17 protein-coding genes and 3 pseudogenes are annotated in these 21,094 nt (G+C 69.0%); 6 read left to right on the forward strand and 14 right to left on the reverse strand.

Going from position 1 to position 21,094, the window contains the following annotated elements:
- Nucleotides 1-213: 213 nt before the first annotated feature.
- A complete protein-coding gene (locus tag IEY95_RS48055; RefSeq protein WP_189192667.1) occupies nucleotides 214-2,046 on the forward strand; it encodes an AMP-dependent synthetase/ligase in 1,833 nt (610 codons plus the stop codon).
- Between the two features lie 221 nt (nucleotides 2,047-2,267).
- Here IEY95_RS48055 and IEY95_RS48060 read toward each other — a convergent pair whose 3' ends face one another.
- Together IEY95_RS48060 and IEY95_RS48065 are read right to left on the reverse strand one after the other, a co-directional pair.
- The gene (locus IEY95_RS48060) at nucleotides 2,268-2,489 is read right to left on the reverse strand and encodes a hypothetical protein (RefSeq protein WP_189192692.1); all 222 of its coding nucleotides are present in this window, start codon (nucleotides 2,487-2,489) and stop codon (nucleotides 2,268-2,270) included.
- 347 nt (nucleotides 2,490-2,836) lie between these two features.
- Nucleotides 2,837-3,200, reverse strand: a pseudogene (locus tag IEY95_RS48065) (nucleotidyl transferase AbiEii/AbiGii toxin family protein); the annotation flags it as partial.
- A 705-nt stretch (nucleotides 3,201-3,905) separates the two neighbouring features.
- Between IEY95_RS48065 and IEY95_RS50025 the strand changes: the two are divergent.
- On the forward strand, nucleotides 3,906-4,217 hold the full coding sequence (locus IEY95_RS50025) for a hypothetical protein (protein ID WP_229703868.1): 312 nt from the start codon (nucleotides 3,906-3,908) through the stop codon (nucleotides 4,215-4,217).
- Between the two features lie 148 nt (nucleotides 4,218-4,365).
- On the opposite strand, the pseudogene IEY95_RS50030 reads toward IEY95_RS50025, so the two are convergent.
- Both IEY95_RS50030 and IEY95_RS48075 read right to left on the reverse strand, forming a co-directional pair.
- Nucleotides 4,366-4,677, reverse strand: a pseudogene (locus IEY95_RS50030) (rRNA adenine N-6-methyltransferase family protein); the annotation flags it as partial.
- 8 nt (nucleotides 4,678-4,685) lie between these two features.
- A pseudogene (locus tag IEY95_RS48075) lies at nucleotides 4,686-4,991 on the reverse strand (hypothetical protein); the annotation flags it as partial.
- Between the two features lie 21 nt (nucleotides 4,992-5,012).
- On the opposite strand from IEY95_RS48075, the gene IEY95_RS48080 reads away from it, so the two are divergent.
- Nucleotides 5,013-5,207: a hypothetical protein gene (locus tag IEY95_RS48080; RefSeq protein WP_189192668.1), complete on the forward strand. Its 195-nt coding sequence runs from the start codon at nucleotides 5,013-5,015 to the stop codon at nucleotides 5,205-5,207.
- Between the two features lie 32 nt (nucleotides 5,208-5,239).
- Here IEY95_RS48080 and IEY95_RS48085 read toward each other — a convergent pair whose 3' ends face one another.
- The 7 genes from IEY95_RS48085 to IEY95_RS48115 form a co-directional block, all read right to left on the reverse strand.
- Nucleotides 5,240-5,836: a GTP-binding protein gene (locus IEY95_RS48085; protein WP_189192669.1), complete on the reverse strand. Its 597-nt coding sequence runs from the start codon at nucleotides 5,834-5,836 to the stop codon at nucleotides 5,240-5,242.
- Nucleotides 5,817-6,191 carry a DUF742 domain-containing protein gene (locus tag IEY95_RS48090; protein ID WP_189192670.1) on the reverse strand — a complete coding sequence of 125 codons (375 nt, stop codon included), beginning with the start codon at nucleotides 6,189-6,191 and terminating at the stop codon, nucleotides 5,817-5,819. Before IEY95_RS48090 ends, IEY95_RS48085 begins: the two co-directional genes overlap by 20 nt.
- Entirely contained in the window at nucleotides 6,184-6,615 is a 432-nt protein-coding gene (locus tag IEY95_RS48095) for a roadblock/LC7 domain-containing protein (protein WP_189192671.1), read from the reverse strand. Before IEY95_RS48095 ends, IEY95_RS48090 begins: the two co-directional genes overlap by 8 nt.
- Before the next feature lie 12 nt (nucleotides 6,616-6,627).
- Nucleotides 6,628-9,165: a sensor histidine kinase gene (locus IEY95_RS48100; protein ID WP_189192672.1), complete on the reverse strand. Its 2,538-nt coding sequence runs from the start codon at nucleotides 9,163-9,165 to the stop codon at nucleotides 6,628-6,630.
- A gap of 322 nt (nucleotides 9,166-9,487) precedes the next feature.
- On the reverse strand, nucleotides 9,488-10,675 hold the full coding sequence (locus IEY95_RS48105; RefSeq protein ID WP_189192673.1) for an NAD(P)/FAD-dependent oxidoreductase: 1,188 nt from the start codon (nucleotides 10,673-10,675) through the stop codon (nucleotides 9,488-9,490).
- Nucleotides 10,676-10,755: 80 nt separating this feature from the next.
- On the reverse strand, nucleotides 10,756-12,291 hold the full coding sequence (locus tag IEY95_RS48110) for an amino acid adenylation domain-containing protein (protein ID WP_189192674.1): 1,536 nt from the start codon (nucleotides 12,289-12,291) through the stop codon (nucleotides 10,756-10,758).
- A complete protein-coding gene (locus IEY95_RS48115; protein ID WP_189192675.1) occupies nucleotides 12,288-14,237 on the reverse strand; it encodes a beta-ketoacyl synthase N-terminal-like domain-containing protein in 1,950 nt (649 codons plus the stop codon). The genes IEY95_RS48110 and IEY95_RS48115 overlap by 4 nt, the downstream gene beginning before the upstream one ends.
- 695 nt (nucleotides 14,238-14,932) lie before the next feature.
- Between IEY95_RS48115 and IEY95_RS48120 the strand changes: the two genes are divergently transcribed.
- From IEY95_RS48120 to IEY95_RS50995, 3 genes are all read left to right on the forward strand, one after another.
- Nucleotides 14,933-15,958 (forward strand): GAF domain-containing protein, encoded by a 1,026-nt coding sequence (locus tag IEY95_RS48120; RefSeq protein ID WP_189192676.1) that lies wholly within the window; start codon nucleotides 14,933-14,935, stop codon nucleotides 15,956-15,958.
- A gap of 43 nt (nucleotides 15,959-16,001) precedes the next feature.
- Complete coding sequence (locus IEY95_RS48125) at nucleotides 16,002-16,796, forward strand: helix-turn-helix domain-containing protein (RefSeq protein WP_268240562.1); 795 nt, start codon at nucleotides 16,002-16,004, stop codon at nucleotides 16,794-16,796.
- A 222-nt stretch (nucleotides 16,797-17,018) separates the two neighbouring features.
- Nucleotides 17,019-17,327 carry a helix-turn-helix domain-containing protein gene (locus tag IEY95_RS50995; RefSeq protein WP_373294696.1) on the forward strand — a complete coding sequence of 103 codons (309 nt, stop codon included), beginning with the start codon at nucleotides 17,019-17,021 and terminating at the stop codon, nucleotides 17,325-17,327.
- Nucleotides 17,328-17,408: 81 nt separating this feature from the next.
- Here IEY95_RS50995 and IEY95_RS48135 read toward each other — a convergent pair whose 3' ends face one another.
- The 3 genes from IEY95_RS48135 to IEY95_RS48145 form a co-directional block, all read right to left on the reverse strand.
- Nucleotides 17,409-17,867, reverse strand: a complete 459-nt coding sequence (locus IEY95_RS48135) for a helix-turn-helix domain-containing protein (RefSeq protein ID WP_308429436.1) — start codon at nucleotides 17,865-17,867, stop codon at nucleotides 17,409-17,411.
- Nucleotides 17,868-17,943: 76 nt separating this feature from the next.
- Complete coding sequence (locus tag IEY95_RS48140; protein WP_189192678.1) at nucleotides 17,944-18,927, reverse strand: XdhC family protein; 984 nt, start codon at nucleotides 18,925-18,927, stop codon at nucleotides 17,944-17,946.
- A gap of 71 nt (nucleotides 18,928-18,998) precedes the next feature.
- Nucleotides 18,999-21,068, reverse strand: a complete 2,070-nt coding sequence (locus IEY95_RS48145) for a xanthine dehydrogenase family protein molybdopterin-binding subunit (RefSeq protein ID WP_229703867.1) — start codon at nucleotides 21,066-21,068, stop codon at nucleotides 18,999-19,001.
- Nucleotides 21,069-21,094 lie beyond the last annotated feature (26 nt).

The raw sequence follows: 21,094 nt of genomic DNA on the forward strand, positions 1-21,094 counted from the left end.
CCGCAAGGCGGGCCTTCACCTCACCGGTCGTCAGCCCGTTAATGGCTCGGGGTGACGGGGTGAGGTGTGCGCAATGGTCACGGCCGCGAATGCGCAGGCCGATTGCGCAGACCTGCCATGGTCAAGCCCCTAGGCAGCCACATCAGTGGCCGGTACTTTTCGCCTCTGGCCGTCGCGGGACGAGGCACAGCGGTGGTTCAACGAGGGGGTACCGTGCGTGACTTCAGCCTTCCGCCGATCGTGGAGCCCCTGCCAACGGGTGGTCTAGCGGACTCGGTGTACGACGTGGCCGAACGCGACCCGAAACTGTTACAGCTGTCCCGGCGCAGCAGCGGACCGGACGGCGACGAGTGGCTTCCGGTGACCGCGGCCGAGTTCCGTGACGAGGTCATGGGGCTGGCGAAGGGGCTGTTGGCCGACGGTGTGCGGTTCGGAGAGCGGGTCGCCGTGATGTCCCGGACGCGCTACGAGTGGACGCTGTTCTGCTATGCGCTGTGGTCGATCGGCGCGCAGGTCGTACCCGTCTACCCCACCTCCTCCGCCGACCAGGTCCGCTGGATCCTGTCGAACGCGCAGGCGGTGGCCGTCGTGGTCGAGCACGAGGACCACGCCATGACCGTGGGTGCGGCCTGCGACGAGCTGCCGCTGCTTCGCTCGATCTGGCAGCTCGACGCAGACTGCGTAAGGCAGTTGACGGACCGAGGGCAGGACGTCCCGGACACCGTGGTGCACCGTCACCGCCGTGCGGTGGCGCCGCAGTCGGTCGCCACCATCGCATACACCTCGGGCACCACCGGACTGAGGCCCAGGGGCTGCGTGATCACCCACGCCAATCTCGCGGCCGAGTGCGACACCCTGTACGAGGGCTGGCAGGGGATCCTCGCCGAGCAGGGGGAGCAGCCGTCCGTTCTCGCGTTCCTGCCGCTGTCCCACATCTACGGCCTGATGGTGCAAGTGGTCTGTATGCGAGGCGGCGTACGGCTGGGACACCAGCCCGACCTCGCGCCCGCGGTGCTGCTGCCCGCCCTCGTGTCCTTCCGGCCGACCTACGTCTTCGCCGTGCCGTACATCTTCGAGAAGATCTTCCACAAGGCGCGTCGTACGGCTGAGGAAGCGGGGCGGGGGGATCTGTTCCGGCGGGCCGTCGACGTCGCCGTGCGCCATGCCGAGGAGGTCGAGCGTCGGGACAAAGGCCAGGGCCCAGGGCCGGGGCCAATGCTCAGGGCCGCGCACGCGGTCTTCGACCGTCTGCTGTATGGGCAGCTGCGGGACGTGCTGGGCGGCCGAGTCCGCCATGCCACCTCCGGCGGGTCGACCCTCGACCGGGAACTCGGCCTGTTCTTCGCCGGGGCCGGCATCATCGTCCACGACGGATACGGGCTCACGGAGACCACCGCCGCGGTGACCAGCCAGCCGCCTGGCCACCCCCGGTTCGGCACTGTGGGCAGGCCGCTGCCGGGCTGCGCCGTCCACATCGCACAGGACGGGGAGATCTGGGTCCGGGGCGATGTCGTCTTTTCCGGCTATCACGACGATCCCGAGGCCACCGAGGCGGTGCTGCGCGGCGGCTGGCTCGCGACGGGCGACGTGGGCTGTCTCGACGACGGCCATCTCGTGATCACCGGACGCAAGAAGGACATCATCGTCACCAGCGGCGGGAAGAGCGTCAGCCCGCAGATCCTGGAAGAGCAGCTGCGCCGGCATCCCTTGATTTCCCAGTGCCTCGTGGTCGGCGACAACCGGCCCTTCATCGCGGCCCTGATCACCCTGGACCCCGAAGCGTCGGAGCACTGGCACCGATTGCGGAGGAGGCTGTCGCCGCCCGCGCAGGGGGTGACGGTCGACGACGAACTGCACGCGGAGATCCAGCGGGCCGTGTCCATGGCGAACAGCGCGGTGTCCCGGGCCGAGTCCATTCGGGCGTTCCGGATTCTTCCGGCCGAGTTCAGCATGGCCGACGGCCTCATGACACCGTCGCTCAAGTTGCGGCGGGGCGCGATCGTACGGGCGTACGCGTCGGACATCGAGGAGCTCTACGCACTCTGAGAGGCCGATCCCCTGGTCACCGGCGTCCGCATGGCCGCGGCCATGGGAATAACACCGTGGCCTGGCGCGACCAGTTCGGCACGCCCCCCGAAGACGTACTGCGACCTGGTGCTCTGAAGAGCACGACTCGCCCCGGTTCTGGACAGTGATCATGCTTGGCGGCATGCCCAGGTCGCACCGGCCGAAGCGAGCCGGCTGCGTCAGCGAACGGCGGGTGCGTTTCACAACTGATCGTCACCGTCGGGGCGTTCGCGGATTGCGCGCCGAGCCCGGTGCCAGGCCGCGAAGACTTGCGGAAGCTGATCCAAAACGCCACGCACCGCAAACAGCACAACGCTTGCCACGCCTGCCGCGGCCAGGATCCACAGGGAGAGCACATCCACCGGTTCGACTCCTTCATCACAGGGGTCGAACCGGTCGCGGATACCGCTCAGTTCGACCACAAAGGTCAGAACTGAGTTCCACGCCGACAGCAAAGCCCAGGTACAGCTAGGGGAGGATCAGGCGGGTGCAACAGGCAACCGCAAGCGGACGGTTGGGGGGCAGGGGTCCGGGTCGTGGTTCACGGATCTCGACAGACACCAGCGACATGTCGGCTCACCGGTACCTGCGCCTGCAGGACCACGTTAACCGCGCCGGCCACCCCTGCGCCGGAAGTGCCGCAGCGTGCCCCAAACGCCCCAGGCCTGTGCTATGAGGAGGGCCTGGCGTCATCGACACCTGCCAGTGCCCCAAGCTGTGCAGCCGGCGGCCCGTACGCGCGGCGACCGATGGGACCGCCGTACGACTCTCAGACCTCGTCCGGGTTCTCCTCGGCGTACAGGCGGGCGTCAAGCTCGGCTGCCCAGGCGAGGGCCCAGGCACGCAGGTCGGCCATGCCCGGGATTGAGGCCGTAGTCGGTGAAGTCCTTGTCGTCCCACCATTCGGCACCCTTGAGGCGGTCGCGCAGGTCCTGGAGGCTGAACTCGAAGCGTGCGTGGCGGCGGCCGAGCGTTTCGAGGTCGGCGGTGGTGCGGTGCTGGGAGGCGGCGTGGGCGTCAATGAGGTCGAGGTCGCGGACCGCGCCGCCGTCCGCGAGCGCGCGGACCTTGGTGCCGATCACGTCGTCGAGGGCCAGCACCGGTCCGTACTCGGTCTCCGCGGGCGGACCCCAGCGGAAAAGCTGTCATGTCGGCGGACGACTGCACCGTCGTAAGCATCGTCCGGGAAACAATCATCAGGAGCAGAACGTAGGAGCGCCCCACGGTGCGCGGCGCCCCGGGGCGGAGCCAACGGGCGTGGGGCAGCTTCGACGCGTTCGTCCAGCTCTGCGGCGCGCCGTACGGGAGGTGCGCGCGGGTGTGACTGCCGCGGCGTGATGGTTCAGCCGGGCCCGGCGAGGCCGGTCAGCGGGCCCAGTGAGGCGATCTGGCGAGGCGATTCGTGGGCGGCCGGTCCGTCCGGCAGGGGTACGGCGTGCAGGTGGCCTGCGAGGTCGGAGACATAGGCGATGCCTGCCTGGCTGTCGAGGGCCAGGCCGATCGCTTCGTGGAAGCCGTCTGCGAGGATCTCGGGTGCCCGGCCCGCTTCCCCGTCCGCTGGCAGGGGTGCCCGGTTGAGGGTGTTACCGCCCGGTGGTGCGCCGCGGTCGGTCCAGTACAGCCAGTCGCCGTCGAGAACACCGGCGGTCCTTCATGCCGTTGGTCGCGCCGCTCAGGCGTCCCACTGGGCCGGCCGTGTCGCCGTCAAGTTCAGTGGCCCCGCCCATCCCCCTCGGGGGGAGCGGACGAGCGGGGCCGGCCTGGGGTTACCAGTGCATGGTCTGGCCCTGCGGGGTAACGCTAACAATGAAATCCTCAGCCGCCGGTGTGCCGGCGGCGTGCCAACGGCCGAGCTGCTCATCGACGGCGTCCCAGAGGGCATCCGGGCCGTCCTGCCGCACGGTCCAATGGCCGTCTTCCTCGTAGAGGGCAGCCCACGAGCCGGATGCAACGTCGACGAGAACGTCCTCGGTGTGCCCGTCGCGTTCCATCGTCAGGCGCTGCGCGTGCGGTACGGCGAACTGCGCGACGAAGCGAGACGTCCAGTCGTGCAGGACGTCGGCTCCGATGACGGCCTCGCGCTCCTTGCCCGCGCTGAGATCGGGAAGCAGGCCGAGCGGGGGGCGGTGTGTGCGGGCGGGCGAGCATGAAACTGACCTGACCGCTCAGCACAGGCCCGGACGCGGTGCCGTCGTCGTGGACCGTCAGGCGCGCAAGTTCCGAGGAGCCGAGCCAGCCGCCGGTGGTCGTCAGGATCAGCCCGCCGGGCCGGGTCTGTTCGATCCAGGACGCAGGAACCGTGTGCACGCTGCAGGTTGCGATGACCCTGTCGTACGGGGCGCTGTCGGCGTGCCCGAGGAGGCCGTCACTGTTGATGAGCGTGGGGTACACGCCGAGTCGGCCGAGGGCTGTCCCTGCCCGTGCGGCCACGTCCTCGTCGTATTCGATCGAGGTGACGTTCTGCTCGCCCAGCCGGGTGCTCAGCACGGCGGTTGAGTATCCGGTGCCGGTTCCGATCTCCAGTACCTGCATCCCCGATTCGACGTGGAGGTCTTCCAGCATGCGCAGGACGAGGGAGGGGAGGGTGCTGGAGCTGGTGGGCTGGCGCATGATCTGACCGCGGAAGACTCGCCCTCCTCGACAAGCCCCATGGGCAGCTCCCAGGCCCACGAGTTGGTGATGAAGCGGTGCCGCCACATCTTCAGGACCTCTTGGCGGTCATTGACCACGGCGGCCACGGCCAGGTGCCGCAGGCGAACGACGTGGTACTCCCACCTGCGCCCATCAGGCTGCTGGACGTCGACCAGACACAGATTCACCCAAGGGTTGGTGTAGATCTGTCGCTCACCGTGAGTCTTCCACTCCCTACCTGCGGCCCCTCTCGATCGGTCTCCAGCCCTGGCCTCGCCTCTGACCTCCCCCAAACCAGGCAAGGAGCCTTACCGGTGGGATACACAACGTCCGACGAGTGGGATACGCACTACGCGAGCGGCAAGACCTTCCGGCACCTCGGCGACGCCGAGCGCCAACTGCTTACCGAACACGCCCCGGCCCCGCAGGGCGGGCTCGCCCTCGACATCGGCTGCGGACTGGGCGAACTCGCCGGCCACAGCGTGGATGGTCCCCCGAGGAACCCATGACGGGACTGCACCGACCACGGGGGCCCCAGTCTTCAGCCGCCGCCGACCGACGTTAGGCGGGCGGCCGCCCGGGCGCGTGCCGCTCCCAGTACCTTCAGCAGGACGTCCTTGCTGGAGTCACGGTCGCGCACGTCGCACAGGAGGACTGGTGTGGCCGCGTCGAGGTCCAGTGCCGCGCGCACCTGCTCGGCCGAGCTACCGCAACGTCCATAGAAGCAGTTGACGGCCACCGCGAAGGGAATCTCGCGCTCCTCGAAGAAGTCGATCGACGCGAACGAGGTCTCCAGCCGTCGAGTGTCCGCGAGGACGACCGCGCCAAGGGCACCCGTGGCCAGGTCGTCCCACATGAACCAGAAGCGGTCCTGCCCGGGCGTGCCGAAAAGATACAGCACCAGTTCCGGCCCGATCGTGATGCGGCCGAAGTCCATGGCCACCGTCGTTGACGCCTTGCCCTCCACGCCGGCCAGGTCGTCGATGCCGAGGCTCGCCTCGGTCATGCGTTCCTCTGTCTGCAGAGGGGCGACCTCGCTCACCGATCCCACCATGGTGGTCTTGCCCACGCCGAAGCCGCCGGCGATGAGAATCTTCAGTGCGGTGGGCATGACCGGCTCAGAGTTCGCGGATCGCATTTATCACCCTTTCGATGACTTCTACGCTTGGCTGGTTGTCCCGCCCGGGCGGCGCTTGGACCAGGACCAGCGAGGCGTCGAGCAAGTCGCCGCACAGCACCTTCACCACGCTCACTGGCAGGTTCAGTTCTGCGGCGATCTCGGCGACGGCCATCGCTCGGTTCCGGCATAGTTCCAGGATCTGGGTTGCTTCCGGCTCCAGATGACTGGGCTGAACCTCATCGTCAGATCGCGTGACAACATGCGTGATCAGTGCGAACCCGTGCTGACTATGGTGGGTGCGCCCGCGGGTGATGGCGTACGGCCTCAAGTAGCGTCCGTCTTCCGGGCCGTCACGCCATCGTGAGTTAGGCATCCTGGGCGGGGCCGCCGGACGGGGACTGTACGCGAGGTGCCGCTGTCAGGTATTGGCCCACCTGTTTGACGAGTGTGGCCATTTCGTACGCCAGCATCCCGAGGTCCACCTCCTGCGAGGCGATCGCAGCCAGTCGGGCTCCTGTGCCTGCGGTGGTGATGAACAGGACCGCCTGCTCCATTTGAATGACCGACTGCTGGACCAGTCCGCCCTGGAAGCGGTGGGAGGCGCCGCGTGCCAGGGCGTGGACGCCTGATGCCACCGCGGCGAGATGCTCTGCGTCGTCGCGCTGCATGCTCTGGGACTTGCCGATGAGGAGACCGTCTCCTGAGAGTACGACAGCGCACTGGATCTCCGGGATCCGGTTCACCAACGTGTCCAGGAGCCAGTCCAGTTGATCTCCGCTGTGCACTGTGTCAGTCATTGCGTATCGTCCTCACCGTTCGCTGGCACTGGGGTCAGCCGATTCGTCCTGCCGCGCGTACGGGCCGTGCCGCTCGTCGTCCGTCCCGGCCCGTCTGAGTCCAGCGTCGATGGCGCTCATCGCGCGGGCCGCTGCCTCCGGGGAGAGGAACGCGTTGTGGCTCTCGCCGACGGCAGGATCCTGCAACGCTGCTGCCTCTCGCCGTAGCTCCCGCGCAAGGTTGGCGCCTTTGACACGCTGCGGCAGGACTTCGGGAACATCGAGCGTGTGCAGAGGCTTTGTGTCCGGTGCTGCAGTCGCCCGGGAGGGTTCCGGCCGCGCGGGTGGTCTCTGACGACGCGGCAGTTCCGGCCCCGGCACCTCGGCTGGTTCCCTGGACGATTCGGCAGGATGCTCCGTACTCCCTGCCCGTGGACCGGACCGGCTCAGCGGAGGGTCGCTCTCGCGGGGCGTCCATCCGGCCGATTCCGAAGCTGGGAGTTCGTGATGTCCTGACGCGGGGGGCAACAGTCCAGCACCTCCGTAGTCGGGAAAGCCGCTGTGGTCCGGCACAGGTGAGTGGGTGACCACCTCGTCCAGCGCGCCGGCGCTCACGCTCGGTAGGACGTCTTGACGGGTGTACGCCCGCTCGCTCGCGCTCGTGAGTGAAGGGTCTTCGACGACGGCCCGGCCGGTGGTGACGGCCGCCGACTGCAGCTGATCGAGGACGGGCGAGGGGACAACTTCCAGAAGTGCGGCGGGCAGGACCACGAGGGCGAGTGTGCCGCCGTAGTCGGACTCGCGCAGGACCACCCTGATGCCGTGCCGCTCGGCGAGCTGCGCCACCACGAAGTGTCCCAGTCGCGGATCTTCGCCCAGGGCCGTGATGTCGATCCGGGGCGGGTTGGCGAGCAGCTCGTTGGCGTGGCCCAGCTGTTCCGGCTTGATGCCGAGGCCTTGGTCCTCGACGTGCACTGCGAGGCCTTTGGCGACCCGTGTCGCGCTGACGGTCACCTGGGTGTGCGGAGGGGAAAAGCTGGTGCCGTTCTCGATGAGTTCTGCCAGGAGATGCGTAACGTCGCCGACCGCCCGGCTGGCAAGGGCCATCCGCCGGTCGGCGGGGGTGTTCTTCACCCGTACCCGGGTGTACTGCTCGGTCTCCGCCACTGCGCCACGCATCACGTCGGTGATCGAAGTGGGCGGGGTGGTGCGGCGGCCGGGCGGGGCACCACTGAGGATCAACAGGTTCTCCGTGTGCCGCCGCACACGGGTGGCCAGGTGGTCGACCTGGAAGATGTCCTTGAGGAGGTCTGAGTCCTCGTGCTTGCGCTCGAGGTCGTCCAGCAACTTGATCAGGCGGTGGATGAGGGTCTGGGCGCGGCGGATGAGCTGTCCGACGACCTTCTCCGTGCCTTGGCGGCCCTGGGACTGTCGCATCGTGGAGTGGGCGGCGACGCGCACCAGTTGGTCGATGTCGGTGGCGAGTTGCCCGATTTGGTCGGTCGCTTGCGGTCTGAACGGGACAAGCGCGATGGGGTCCACGCGCTCGCCGCGCTCTATTCGGGCGAGGGTCTCGGGCAGTCGGCGCATGGCCCACTGCTGCGTCTCCTCCTGCAGTTCGGCGAGACGGCCGAGTGTCGAGCGCCGGGCGCGCCCGGCAAGCACGGCGGCGCCGGCCACGACAGCAAGCGTGACTGCGCTGCCCATCAGTGCGGCCAGCAACAACTCGTCGGCGCGATCGTCGGCTCGGTCCGCCAGGCTGTCCAGGGAGCTGGCGGCCAGCGTCCGGGAGCTGCCGACCACACTGCCGGCAGCCGTCGTCCACGATGTGGCCTGCTTCGGCAGGGAGGTGCCCTGACCACCGGTCACGGCCCGTTCGACCGCGCCCAGCGTGGTCCACTGCGCGCTGCTGGTGATGTGCCCGTACTGCGTCGCCGCCGTTCCGGGAAGGTCTCGTGTGATCAGATACGCCCGGCTCGCCTGCTGCCCGGCTAAGTACTGGCCGAACCTGGCCCTGTCTGTCACAGAAATCCGGCGGACGGACAGGGAACCGGACAGGAGGGCGTCTTCGCGAGCGAGCATCTCCGTACTCTGTGCCAGGGCCACGGTGGCGGTGCCCCCGCGCCCGAGCTCCCCGTCGGCGCTGCGTACCGCCTCGGTGAGGAGGGCAAGGCACTGGGAGACGCCGGCGGTGAAGTAGGCGAAACTGCCGGAGGCCGACAGGGTCCGTGCGTCGACCGCGTCACGGCGGTCCGTCAGCGATTCCAGGGCGCCGTCGAGCGCCTGGACGCGCCGGTTGAGCGCCGCCGTGTCCGGCGCGGAGATCCGGCGGCGGAAGTCGGAGACCGTTGCGTCAGTCTTCTTGCGGGCCGCGTCGAGGTCCTCGCGGGCGGAGCCCGTCCGGTTCGCCTGCCAGACCGCGGTGAGCCGGCGCTCGTCCTGCAGTCGCGCCAGTACCTCCTGGACCGGCCTGGCGACTGACGAGACGTGGTCCGCGTCTGCCTGTAGCTGGACGTGCTCGTTGACGAGGCTGGCCGCCGTGTATCCCCCCAGTCCGGTCAGACAGACCAAGGGAACGACGAATGGGACGACGAACGAGGATCGCGGAGATCTGCGCGGAGCGGCGCGGTGACGTGTCCGCCGGTCGCGGTTGCCTGGCATCTGAATTCCTCGTGCAGCAGCGATACACGGGTGGGGATAGGGATACGCGACCGTCGGTCCCCGCGCAGTGAGTGGCTCAGTCTGTTTGAAGGTCGGCGCGAGCTGCACCGTATCAGGATCATCGCGCAGCGTCACACTAGGGCCAGGGCAACTGGGTAGTTTCTTCAGGGCAGTTGGGCTGCCCGACACTGTGGCGATAGAGCCCGGTCTCCGGCCGGTAATCGGGGGCGGATCAAAGGAGTTCGAGGAGCCTGGGCGTGTAGAGGTCATGGACTGATGCGATTCCGGCCACCACGTCGAGGTAGATCGCGACGAGTTCTGGATCTGACTGCACCGCCCGCAGCAGGGAGAGCCTCTGCTCGTGAGGGGGAGCCAGCCGCGCGACGCTGAGCGTGGCCTCGTAGCCCGGGGCGAGTGCCTTGTCCCGGCCCTCGGCGAACCGGGCCAGGGCCGCGTCGAGCCGCGCCGGATTCCCACCGAGCGTGCTTCCCACCTCGCCCACGAGGCTTTCTACCTGATGGAAGGCATCGCTGATGCCGCGTGCCGTGATGGAATCCTTGTGATGTCCGGCGTCGCCCACGAGTACCCAGCCAGGTCCGGTCGCCTGCCGGAAGAAGTTCTGCTGGTCGCCGCTGCCGCGCAGGCGCTCCGCGGGCTCACTGTCCCGCAGCCGCTCGTACAGCGCGGGCGCGGTGGCGCGAATCTGCTCCTGGTAGGCGTGGCGTGCGTTTGTGCGGACTTCTGTGAATCGGGACTGCGGGAAGTAGGCCAAAACGAGGGTGGCCTCGCCGTTTGTCGGGACGGTGGCCACCCAGCCGCCGGGTCGCTCGTACAGCTCCAGGTCAGCGGGCACGTCCGGCCAGTACGTGTAGTACGCGCAGGTCAGCAGCGGGTCCCGCGCGTTGTACGGTGCCGCGACCAGCTGGGCGACGGTGGATCGCATGCCGTCCGCGCCGATGACCAGATGCGCTGATTCGGCGAAGCTTTGGTCCCCGTGTCGGCCCTCGATACCGACCACCCGGCCTGCTTCGTCCCGCAGCAGGCCGGTCACCCGGCTGCGCTCGCGGAACTCGGCGCCGGCCGTGGTAGCCGCGTCCACCAACAGCGCGTCCAGGACCCGGCGCCGCGGGGCGAACCCCGCCTGCTGCCCCGCCACGCCCCGGGCGCATCCCTCGATGTGGATGTCGGCGACCTCATAAACCGTGCGCTCCAGGGGCGGGCAGCCCGAGGCGCGGACCTGCTCGAGCACCCCCCAGCGGGCAAGTGCCGCGATCCCGGGCTGGTGGACGAGGTGCGTGGAGAGGGTGTCGGAGCCGTACGTCGACTTGTCGAGTAGGAGTACCCGGTACCCCGCACGGGCCAGCAACAGGGCGGCGGACGCGCCGGCGCAGCGCGCGCCCACCACGATGGCGTCGTACATGCGGATGCCTCACAATGGACGTCGGGGAGCCTTGACTCGGGCACGGGGATCGACGGGCCAGGGCCCGCGGGCGCGAATGGTCAGCCGGAGTCGCCCAGTTCGGCGAGCAGCGCCCGGCGGTCGACCTTGCCATTGGCGTTGAGTGGGAGCTGTTCCAAAACGGTGATCCGGCGGGGCAGCATGTACGGCGGCAACTGGTCACCCAGCGCCGCAAACAACCGGTCGGTGGTGCAGCCTGAGCCACTGACTGCGGCCTGCAGCTCCAGTTCACCGTCGGCGGCCGGCAGGGTGACGACGACCGCGTCACGTACCTCCGGCTGGCCACGCAGCGCGGCCTCGATCTCACCGAGTTCGATCCGGTGGCCGCGGATCTTGACCTGGTGGTCGGTCCGGCCCAGATGCACCAGGTGACCGTCCTGCACGGCAACTCGGTCTCCCGTCCGGTACCAATACTGCTCGGGAGGAGGGCCGTCGCCGGCCGGCTGCAGGTCATCGGTGAGGAAGCGGCCCGCGTTGTGCGCCGGATCGAGGTAGCCGGAAAAGCGCAGAGGACCCCGCACGCACAGCTCTCCGCTGTGGCCCTGCCGTCCCTCTTCGTCCAACAGGAGCAGGTCGAGGACCGGGTACGAACTCCCTATCGGTGCCGTGCCGTTGGGCGTGCGCGGCCAGTTGGTCATGTCGTCGGGGAGCCGGTAGGCGGTGCAGGAGATGGTCAGCTCCGTCGGTCCGTACAGGACCTCCAGGCGGCTGTTCGGAGCGGCATGTCGCCACTCGCGGGCCGCCCGCAGGGTGAGCGGCTCGCCGCCGAAGATGCTCCACCGCAACGTCGGCATGCTGCCCGGGACCAGGGTGCCCAGGAGGGAAGCAAAGGAGATCAGGGCCGGCACGGAGAACCAGTGTGTGAGCCGCAGGCTGTTTACGGTCTTCACCGGGGACAGCAACTGGCTGCGCTCGGGGACAACGAGCGTGCCACCGCCCGCCCAGGCGACGAACAGGTCGTGCACCGATCCGTCGAAGGTCAGCTCGAAGGTCTGCGACAGGCGACAGCCCGGCCCGATGTCGTAGCGTCCCGCGACCAGTTCCAGATAGGCGCAGATGTTCCGGTGTGTGATCGGTACGCCCTTGGGGGTGCCGGTCGACCCTGAGGTGAAGATGACGTACGCAAGGTCGTCCGGCCCGGCCTGCCGGTACGGCATCTCGGGTGAGGGCGTGCCAGCGAGGGCCGCCAGCTCGCCCGGGTCGGCCACAAGGACGGATACGCCGAGGTCGAGGGCGCTGTCGGTGGACTCGGCCAGCACGAGGTCCAGGCCGGCCGCCGTGACGATCTGAGCTGTCCGTGCTGCGGGGTACTCCGGGCTGAGCGGCACGACGGCGGCACCGGCCCGCAGGACGGCGAGGTAGCCGGCGTACGCCGTCACCGAGCGCGCTGCCAGCAGCCCGACCCGGCGCGGTGGACTGCCGCCCGCCGCCGCGACGAGGCGCGCGGCGAGCCGCTCCACCAGGTCGTGCAGTTCTCCATAGGTCAGATGTGCCGTGCCGACTTCCAAAGCCGTCACATCCGAGTGCGCGGCGGCTGAGCGGGCGAACCAGTCGTACACGGTGCGCAGCTCGCTCATCGGGCCACTGCCTGCAGCGCACGCGTCCACTGCCGAAGCTCGCCGACCGTGCGAATCCGGCCGAACTCCGCCGGGTCGACGTCTCGCTGGCACCGTTTGACCAGTTCGACGACGATGCGCAGCCTCGCCAGCGAGTCGATGCCGATGTCTGTGAGCGTCGAGCCTTCGTCGAATCTGGTGCGTGCGTGCTCGCGCAGTACCCACGCCGCCAGGTCGTTCTCGTCGTCGTGCTGCTCACCGGGCCAGTGCCGCTTGGTCTGCCAGGGGTAGGACGGCAGCGGCACATAGTGGCCGGGTTCACCGAACAGCGTCGCCCAGTCGATCTCCTCGCCACCGCGGTACCGGGCGGCGACAGCCGACAGGGGACGCCCGGCCACCGCCGGTCTCCCGGCGAGCGCCGCCGCCAGCTCCTCGTGGCTGGAGCCGACCACAGACATCCGGTACTCGTGGTGCGAGCGCCGGGTGACCGCGCTGTAGCAGATATCGCGAAGTGCGTACGACGCGCCGACGCCGGCGGGGCCAAGGTAGTCGGCGTAGGACCGGGCCAGGCCTTCGAGTGCCGCGGCGCTGTGCGCGGAGATTGCCAGGACGTACGGCGTGCCGTCCGGAGCCGGGACGGCGAGGGTGGCCTTGGCGTCGAACTCGCGGAGCACCACGTGGGCGTTGAGGGCTGACGAGCCTTGTCCGCTCACCCCAGCAATGATGGGCCGCCCCAGGTCGGGCAGTTGCTGAAGCGCGGCCGGAATGACCAACGGAAGCCGGTCCCAGTCGACACGTGGATGGGGTGTGCTCAGGTTCAAGCTGGCCGGCACCTCACCGTGCTCCAGGCACAACACTGTCTTGATCAGACCGGCCAAGCCGCCGCCGGCCTCGGCGTGACCGATGTTGGTCTTGACCGAGCCGACCAGCAGCGGCCGGTCCCTGGGACGCCCGGCACCCAGCACCTCGCCCAGCGCGCTCAGTTCGAGCGGGTCGAGCGCAGGCGAACCGGAGCCATGAGCCTCGACGTAGTCGACGTCGGCCGGGTCCAGACCGGCATCCTGGTAGGCCCAGCGGAGTACGTCCCGTTGGCCTTCCAGCGACGGGTTGAGCACCGTGTCACTGGAGCGGCCGTCGTTGCCGATCGCACTGCCCCGGATGACAGCACGGATCCGGTCGCCGTCGGCCAGCGCGTCCGTCAGGCGCTTCAGCACGACGACTGCCACAGCGTCGCTCGGGGCGTACCCGTCCGCATCTGCGTCACCGAACTTGCAGCGCCCGTCGCTTGACATTCCGCCGGCTTGGGTGAGCACGAGGCTCTCGTCCGGGCGCAGAGCAAGGTTCACGCCGGCGGCCAGCGCCAGCGGGCTCTCCCCCGAGCGCAGGCTCTGCACGGCCTGGTGCACGGCCACCAGCGACGAGGAGCAGGCCGTGTCCACGACGATGCTGGGGCCACGGAAATCGAAGAAGTGGGAGATCCGGGCAGGCAGCACCGAACGGAAGTTGTTGAGTTGGGCCGCGGTTACCGACTCCGGTCCACGCCGCAGGGTGAGTTCAAGGGAATCGGCCCGGGTGTTGCCGACGAACACCGCGCTCCGGCTGCCGGCCAACAGGTCGGGCCGCTGTCCGGCGTCCTCCAGAGCCTCCCAGGCCGTCATGAGCAAGAGTCGTTGCTGCGGGTCGAGTTCGGCCGCCTCGGCGGCCGACATGTCGAAGAACTCCGCGTCGAAGCCGGCGATATCGTCGATGTAGCCCGCGCGGCGGCCGGCTATGCGCCCCTGTCTGGGCTCAGGGGAATGGAGAGCATCCGCGTCGAAGCGTTCACGCGGCGTCTCACTGATGGAGTTTCCGCCGTTCCTCAGCAGGGCCCACAGTTCGCTGGGTCCGGACGCCCCCGGCAGGCGGCAGGCCAGGCCGATCACCGCCACCGACCGAGCGTCCACGTCGGACACGCGGGACCTGTTCATGGGAGAACTCCGTTTCATACGTTGCTACGCCATGAGGCAGTTGACCTTGACCCGGTGCATCTAGCCACAGATATCCGTCACGTCGCAGCGGGAAACCGGCGCTCTGGGCGAGGAGACCAGCGGGACCACGCGCACCACTCGTCGCGACGCCGGGCCACTCACCGGTGCGGTCGCACACCGCGCGCAGGTCCCCCTTTTCAGGCCAACGTTCAGCTACCCCGCGGGGCCGCGCGGTTGCGCAAGGGAGCCGTGAACCTTGGCGCCCAACCCACCGGAAGGAAAGGGAACGGCAGTGTCGCCGCCCCCCACTCAGCAGACACAGTCGCGGAACCATACACCCGCCTCACCTCCCCAAATCCGAACACAGATTCGATCCATGCTCGTCATGTCGAGGCGTACGCGGCATCGAAAGTAGGTTCACCGCATGATTGTCGGATGCAAAATCGTTTCCGTTCGACGAGCCGACCCGAAATGACGGGAAGTGATCGCCGATGGTTGAAACATCAAAAAATTTGGGCAGCCTTCCCGAATGCCCACACGGCAGCCGTGCTGAGCACCCACGGGAAGCTACGGCCGCGCCCCGGCCACGAACCAACTCGCCCTGGTCGTCACGGCGTTCACGAAGTGACAGATGAGACGGCAATGACCTGGAGAGGCAATCCACAGAGGCAAGATCTCTGCTTTCATCTAACGTCATGGACTCCCACGATCCCCTCGAACCATTCCGTCGCACCGGCCCACAGCGGACCCGACGACTGACGATTCTCGGCCTCAACGCGCCCGACGCGGAAGCTACATTCGACCGTGTGGCACGCCTCGCGGCCACGCTCACCCAGGCTCCGTTGGCCATGGTCAACTTCATCAGTGCCGAGCGGCAGATGTTCCGCGGCATGTACGTGCCCAGCTCATCCCCAGAGGACGTGGTTGACGTCGAAGGCGGCGGCATACCCTTCGATCTGAGCACGCTCGGACGCGAGGCACCCGGTGAGTACGGCTTCTGCCCGCATGTCGTCGCCGAGCGGTCTCAACTCGCCCTCGACGACGTCTTCGCCTACCCGCGCTTCAAGGGAAACCCTCTGGTCAACGACCTGAACGTGCGCTCCTACCTGGGCACTCCCCTGCTCGACAACACAGGCCAGGTCCTCGGCACCGTGTGCGTCGCGGACTTCCGGCCCCGCGTCTGGGACGACCAGATCATGGACACCATGAAGGAACTGACTGCGACCCTGCAATCCGAATTCAAACTGCGAGACAGCCTTCTCGCCCAGCAGCAAGAGCTGTTCGCGGTCTTCGACGGGGCCCTGTTCCCCATCATGCTCACCGAAGGCCCCGATCACCTGCTGCGCTACGCCAACCGCAAACAGGGCGAGGCCTTCGGCATGGCTCAGCAGTTCAGCCCGGCCCGACACGCGCTGCCCGGCCTCGACCGAGTCGGCGTCTTCCACGCCATGGACGACGCTCTCCGCCGCGGACAGCCCACCACGCTGCCCAAGGTCACCCTCAGTACGTACGACGCCAACACGCCGCAGGACTTCAGCTTCATGTGCACACCCGTGCGCACCGCTCCAGGCGCGCCATTCAAGGGCGTTCTCACGGTAGCCATGAGCACCATGGGGCAGGCCTATGGGGCCGATGACCCCCAGACCTTCGCAGCCAATGTCCAAGGGCAGTTCGAACAAATGGGCTCGGGCGCGTTCTCCGACCGCAGCCCGCGCCGGTAGACCGCGACGGCAGGGCGCTGCGCGCGAGCGGGTCGCGCAGCGTCTGCGTGACCTGCGCGCCGATGCGGGCATGACAGGCACTGAGCTGGCCGTGCGCTGCGGCTGGACGCACCCGAAGACGTCCCGTATCGAGAACGCGCGCACGCCCCCCACACCACAGGACATCCGCCTGTGGTGCCGCGCCTGCGGCGCCGACGACCAGGCGGCGGACATCATCGTGCAGTCCCGCGACGCCGAGTCGCAGTACGTCGAGTGGCAGCGCAAGGTCCGTGCCGGGCTCACCCGCCTGCAGGGCAGCTACGTGCAGCTGTACCAGGCGACGGAGCTGTTCCGGATCTACTCGCCCACCCTGGTTCCCGGCCTGCTCCAGACCGAGGGCTACGCGCGCGCCCTGCTGTCCGCGAATGCCCGCCTGCTCGACATCCCGGACGACGCCGAAGAGGCCGCCGCGGCCCGCCTCGAACGGTCGCAGGTCATTCACGAGCCGGGGCACCGGTTCGTCATGCTGATCGAAGAGGGCGTCCTGCGCTACCAGTTGGGGGACGCGGACGCGATGGCCGCCCAGCTCGGTCATCTGCTGACCGCCGGGGCACTCCCCTCGGTGTCGCTGGGCATCATCCCCAGCGCAACCCAGGAGCGTCGCCTGCGGCCGCAGGAGCTGTTCCACGTGTACGACGACACGCTGGTGTCGGTGGAGCTCCTGTCGGCCCAGGTCCGCGTCACCCAGCCCAGCGAAATCGCCCTGTATTTGAAGGCGTTCGAGCATCTGCGCGGCATGGCCGTGTACGGGGCTGACGCTCGCGCACTGATCGTGAAGGCCATCGACGCCCTGCGCTGACCCTGCCGCCCGTCTAGCTGCCGTGGTCGGGCTCATGGTCGGGCCACCACGCGTCTCAGCCCTGGCGTGCATGTGGTGCGCAGCCTGATTGCGCATCCTCGGACGAGCGGTGCGCAATCAGGCTGCACAGCCGGACAATGCTGGTGGTCAGTTCCTCGTCGGGGCCCGAAGCTGGAACCGTTGTTGCTCTCTGCTGAGGAGCAGGCGACGTTGGAACGGTGGATGCTTCGGGCGACATCGGCTCAGGCGCTGGCTCTGCGGGCACGGATCGTGTTGGCGTGTGCGGGGCTGGAGGTTCCGCCGATTGTCACGGTTGCCCGGGAGCTTCGGGTGGCCGCGGACACGGTCCGCAAGTGGCGGTGGCGGTTTCTCGTCCAGCGGCTGGACGGACTGGTCGACGAGCCCCGGCCGGGCCGGCCGGCCACCGTCAGCGTCGATCAGGTCGAAGCGGACTCGACGCTTGTTGCCGGGACATCCAGCCCGTGTGGTCTGGATGTCCCGGCCGTTGGCTGGGTCAGCCGATTCCGGTGACCTGCAGGGCCGTGGTCCAGTTGTTCTTGATGGCGCTGCGGGCGGAGGACAGGGTGATGGTGCCGGCGCAGACGGCGTTCTTCAGCTTCGTCTCCACTCCGTCTTTGGAGTGCGCGGTCGATCCCTTCGGCCCGCGCTGCCGCGGCCAGGGAATCCAACGTCCACTCGGATGGCCCGGACTCGTCGAAGGCCCACAGTTCCCCGACGGGCTCCCACCTCAGCCGCCCTGGCGGCACGGTTCTTGACCAGGAAGATGATCCGAGATCGGTCCTCCTCGGTGATCCGTCGCTTGCGGCCCTGCACGCCCAGATCCTCCAGTCCTTGCAGGCCTGAGCGGTTGAAGCGATGCAGCCAGCACCGGACCGTTTTCTGGCTGCAGTCCAGCTCCACGGCGATCGCCGGCACCCGTAGTCCCGACCAGCTCAGCTCGATCATCCGGGCCCGCATCACTGCATCGCGCGGCGCCTTCCGTGCCCGCGACAACCGGCGAACGACGGTCCGCTCGTCCTCATCACGACCCGGTCGTGCCCGTAAAACCATCGTCCAGCACCCGTCCCCGAGCACCGCCAACTACCCCGCCACCAGGACATATACCCAACGAAAGAGGAATCCAGCACTAGATGTGCGCTGCGGCCGTCGTGGCCCGGATGGGCAGATCGCCGTCGCGCAGGCGACGCCCGCCGCGGCCGTTGTCCACCGCGACGAGCTCGGCGAGGATCGACAGGGCGCTCTCGGCGAGCGACGCTCCGCCGAGATCGAGGCCCGCCGGGCCGGTCAGCCGGTCCAGTCCGGGCGCGTCGGCCAGGCGCCGCAGGCGTTGTGCGTGAGTGGCCCTGCTGCCGAGCGCGGCGACGTACCCGGCGGGGCCTGCCAGAGCGGCGCGAAGTGCACGGTCGTCGATGCGCGGGTCATGGCTGAGTGTGACGACCGCGTCGCGTACGCCGAGCGGATGCCGGGCGATCCAGTCGTCGGGCCAGGCACGGACGATGTCGGCGGTGCCGGTGAAGGCCCCGGAGGCGACATGCCCGGGTCGGGGATCGAGGACGGCGACCTTGCGGTGCAAGGTCCCGGCCAGGGTGGCCAGGACTGCGGCGAGATCTGTTGCGCCGATCAGCAGCAGCCGCGGCCGACCCGTCAGTTCCTCGGTGAACGCGGGGCCCATGTCGGGCAGTTGGTCGGCCGTGGCTGCCGTCGACCAGCGGTGGGGTGGCCTCAGCCCGACCCGCACGGTGAGCGGACGGTCCTCGGCCAGGGCCGTGGTGATGGCGGTGTGCACCGGCTTGGGCGGCGCGGGCGTGATGAGGACTCGCAGCTCGCCGGCGCAGACGGGAGTGTCCTCCCAGGGCAGGAGGTCGTCCCCGGGCGATACCGCGGTCACATGCGGCGCGGCCCCTGCGAGCACGGCGCGGGCCGTGTCCAGGACGATGCCCTCGACGCAGCCGCCCGACAGCGAGCCGCGCCACGTACCGTCCTCGGCGGCGGCCATGGTGGCGCCGAGCGGTCGTGATCCGGGCCCGTCCCGGCCCACCAGCCGGGCCAGCACGACGGGTCGGCCCGCCCGACGGTGGGCGTCGACGAAGGGCCATACCTCGCGTAGCACGCGTTCCTCCTGTTCAGGCCCCGTGCCGGGGCGGTGACGGCAGCGGTCCGGGAGCCCGTTCTTGCGAACGCTCACCGCGGAGGCGGTTCCTCAAGCACTCGGTCCGGACGGATGGGCAGGGTCCGGTGGCGGCGGCCGGTGGCGTGCCAGACGGCATTCGCGATCGCGGCGGCGGTGCCGACGGTGCCGATTTCGCCGACACCCTTGATGCCGGAGGGGTCGCCCGGTTCGTAGTCGGGTACGAAGTCGGCTTCGATGTCGGGGATGTCGGCGTGTGCGGCGATGTGGTAGCCGGCGAAGTCCCCGTTGACGTGGCGGCCGGTGGCCGGATCCCGGACGCCTTCTTCGTGCAGGGCCATCGACAACCCCATGATCATGCCCCCGACGAGCTGACTGCGTGCGAGCAGCGGGTTGATCACGCGGCCCACGGCGAACATGCCCAACAGCCGCCGCACCCGCACCTCGCCGGTCGCCGGATCGACGGTTACTTCGCAGAACACGGCACTGTAGGAATGCCGTTCCATGGGGGGCAGCGCACCGAGCGACTCGGTGGTGTCGAACGAGACGGTCAGCGGCAGCGTGGCGCCTGCCAGCTGGGAGCGCAGCTTCGCCGCGGCCCCGGTGATCGCCCAGGACCAGGACGTCGTGCCCCGGGATCCGCCGGCGCTCCACGCGGGACCGAGGTCGCTGTCCGCGATCAGCAGCCGTATCCGTTCGGGATCTATGCGCAGCGCCTCGGCCGCCACTGCGGTCAACGCGGTGCGTGCGCCCGTACCGATGTCGCTGGCGCCGATGGCCACGGTGAAGCCCCCGTCCGCCTCGGCGGTGATCGACGCCGTCGAGGGCAGCGCACCCGCGGAGAAGGACGTGGCCGCCATCCCGGTGCCGACGAGCAGGTGTCCCTCGCTCCGCGTGCGCGGCTCGCGGTCGCGTGTGGCCCAGCCGAACCGGCGAGCGCCCTCTCTCAGGCACGTGACGAGGTTGCGGCGGCTGAACGGCAGGCCGGACACAGGGCCGACGCGGGGCTCGTTGCGCAGCCGAAGCTCGAGGGGGTCCATGCGCAACCGCTCCGCCACCTCGTCCATGGCGGATTCAAGCGCGAACGAGCCGGGTGTCGCGCCGGGCCCGCGCACCGAGTACGGCGGCAGGATGTCGACGGGGACTGCGGTGCGCCGGGTGCGGATCGCCCGTGCCGCGTAGAGCGTGTTGGAGAGCTCGGTGCAGTTCTCGAGGTAATCCGCGAGTTTCGAGACTTCGAAGGCCGCTGTGTGGTCGATGGCGCGCAGCCGGCCGTCGGCATCGGCCCCGATCCGCACGCGCTGGTCGGTCGCCGGCCGCATCGAGACCGTCTGAAACACCTGACTGCGGGTCAGGGTGACGCGCACGGCGCGGTTGAACATCGTCGCAGCCATCACCGCCAGGACCAACTGGGGTCCGCAGCCCCCCGATTTGGACCCGAAGCCGCCACCGACATGCAAGGACCGGACGCGCACCTGCTTCGGTTCGAGGTGGAACAGCGTGGCCACCGTCATGGCGACCAGGAAGGGCCCTTGGTTGGAGTCGACGACCTGCAGGCGCTCGCCTTCCCACCAGGCGGTCGCAGAGTGCGGCTCCATGGCGGCGCCGTGCGCCTCGGGGGTGACGTAGCGCTCGTCGACGGCCACCGTACTCGCGGCCACCTCCCTCTCGACGTCACCGACGGTGGCGTCCTCGCCGAAGAACGCCGTCGCCGGCCGGGCGGCCGGGTGCTCGAGTGAGAAGTCGACGTCGTACGGTTCCTCGTCATATGTCACCCGCAGCGCCATGGCTGCCGACCGGGCCTGCTCCGCCGTCTCCGCTACCACCAGCGCAATCGGCCGACCGGAGTGAGGGATCTCATCGTTCTGCAGCAGGTGCATGCCGCCGTCGGGCCCGAAGAACGATCCGGCATCCAGGTTGAGCCGAGGTGCGTTGCTGTGGTCGAGCACGCCCAGCACGCCCGGCATGGCAAGCGCGGCGGAGGTGTCGATGTCGCGAATGCGTCCGCGGGTCACCGTGGAGGTGACGACCCACCCGTGCGCCAGCTCGCTCATCGGCTCGTCTGCGGCGTAGCGCACCGCGCCGGTGACCTTGGCCATACCCTCCACCCGGGGCCGTGCCATGCCGATGGCTCCCAGTGGCGGTTCAC

Source organism: Streptomyces albiflavescens (genome assembly GCF_014645835.1).
Taxonomy (GTDB): domain Bacteria; phylum Actinomycetota; class Actinomycetes; order Streptomycetales; family Streptomycetaceae; genus Streptomyces; species Streptomyces albiflavescens.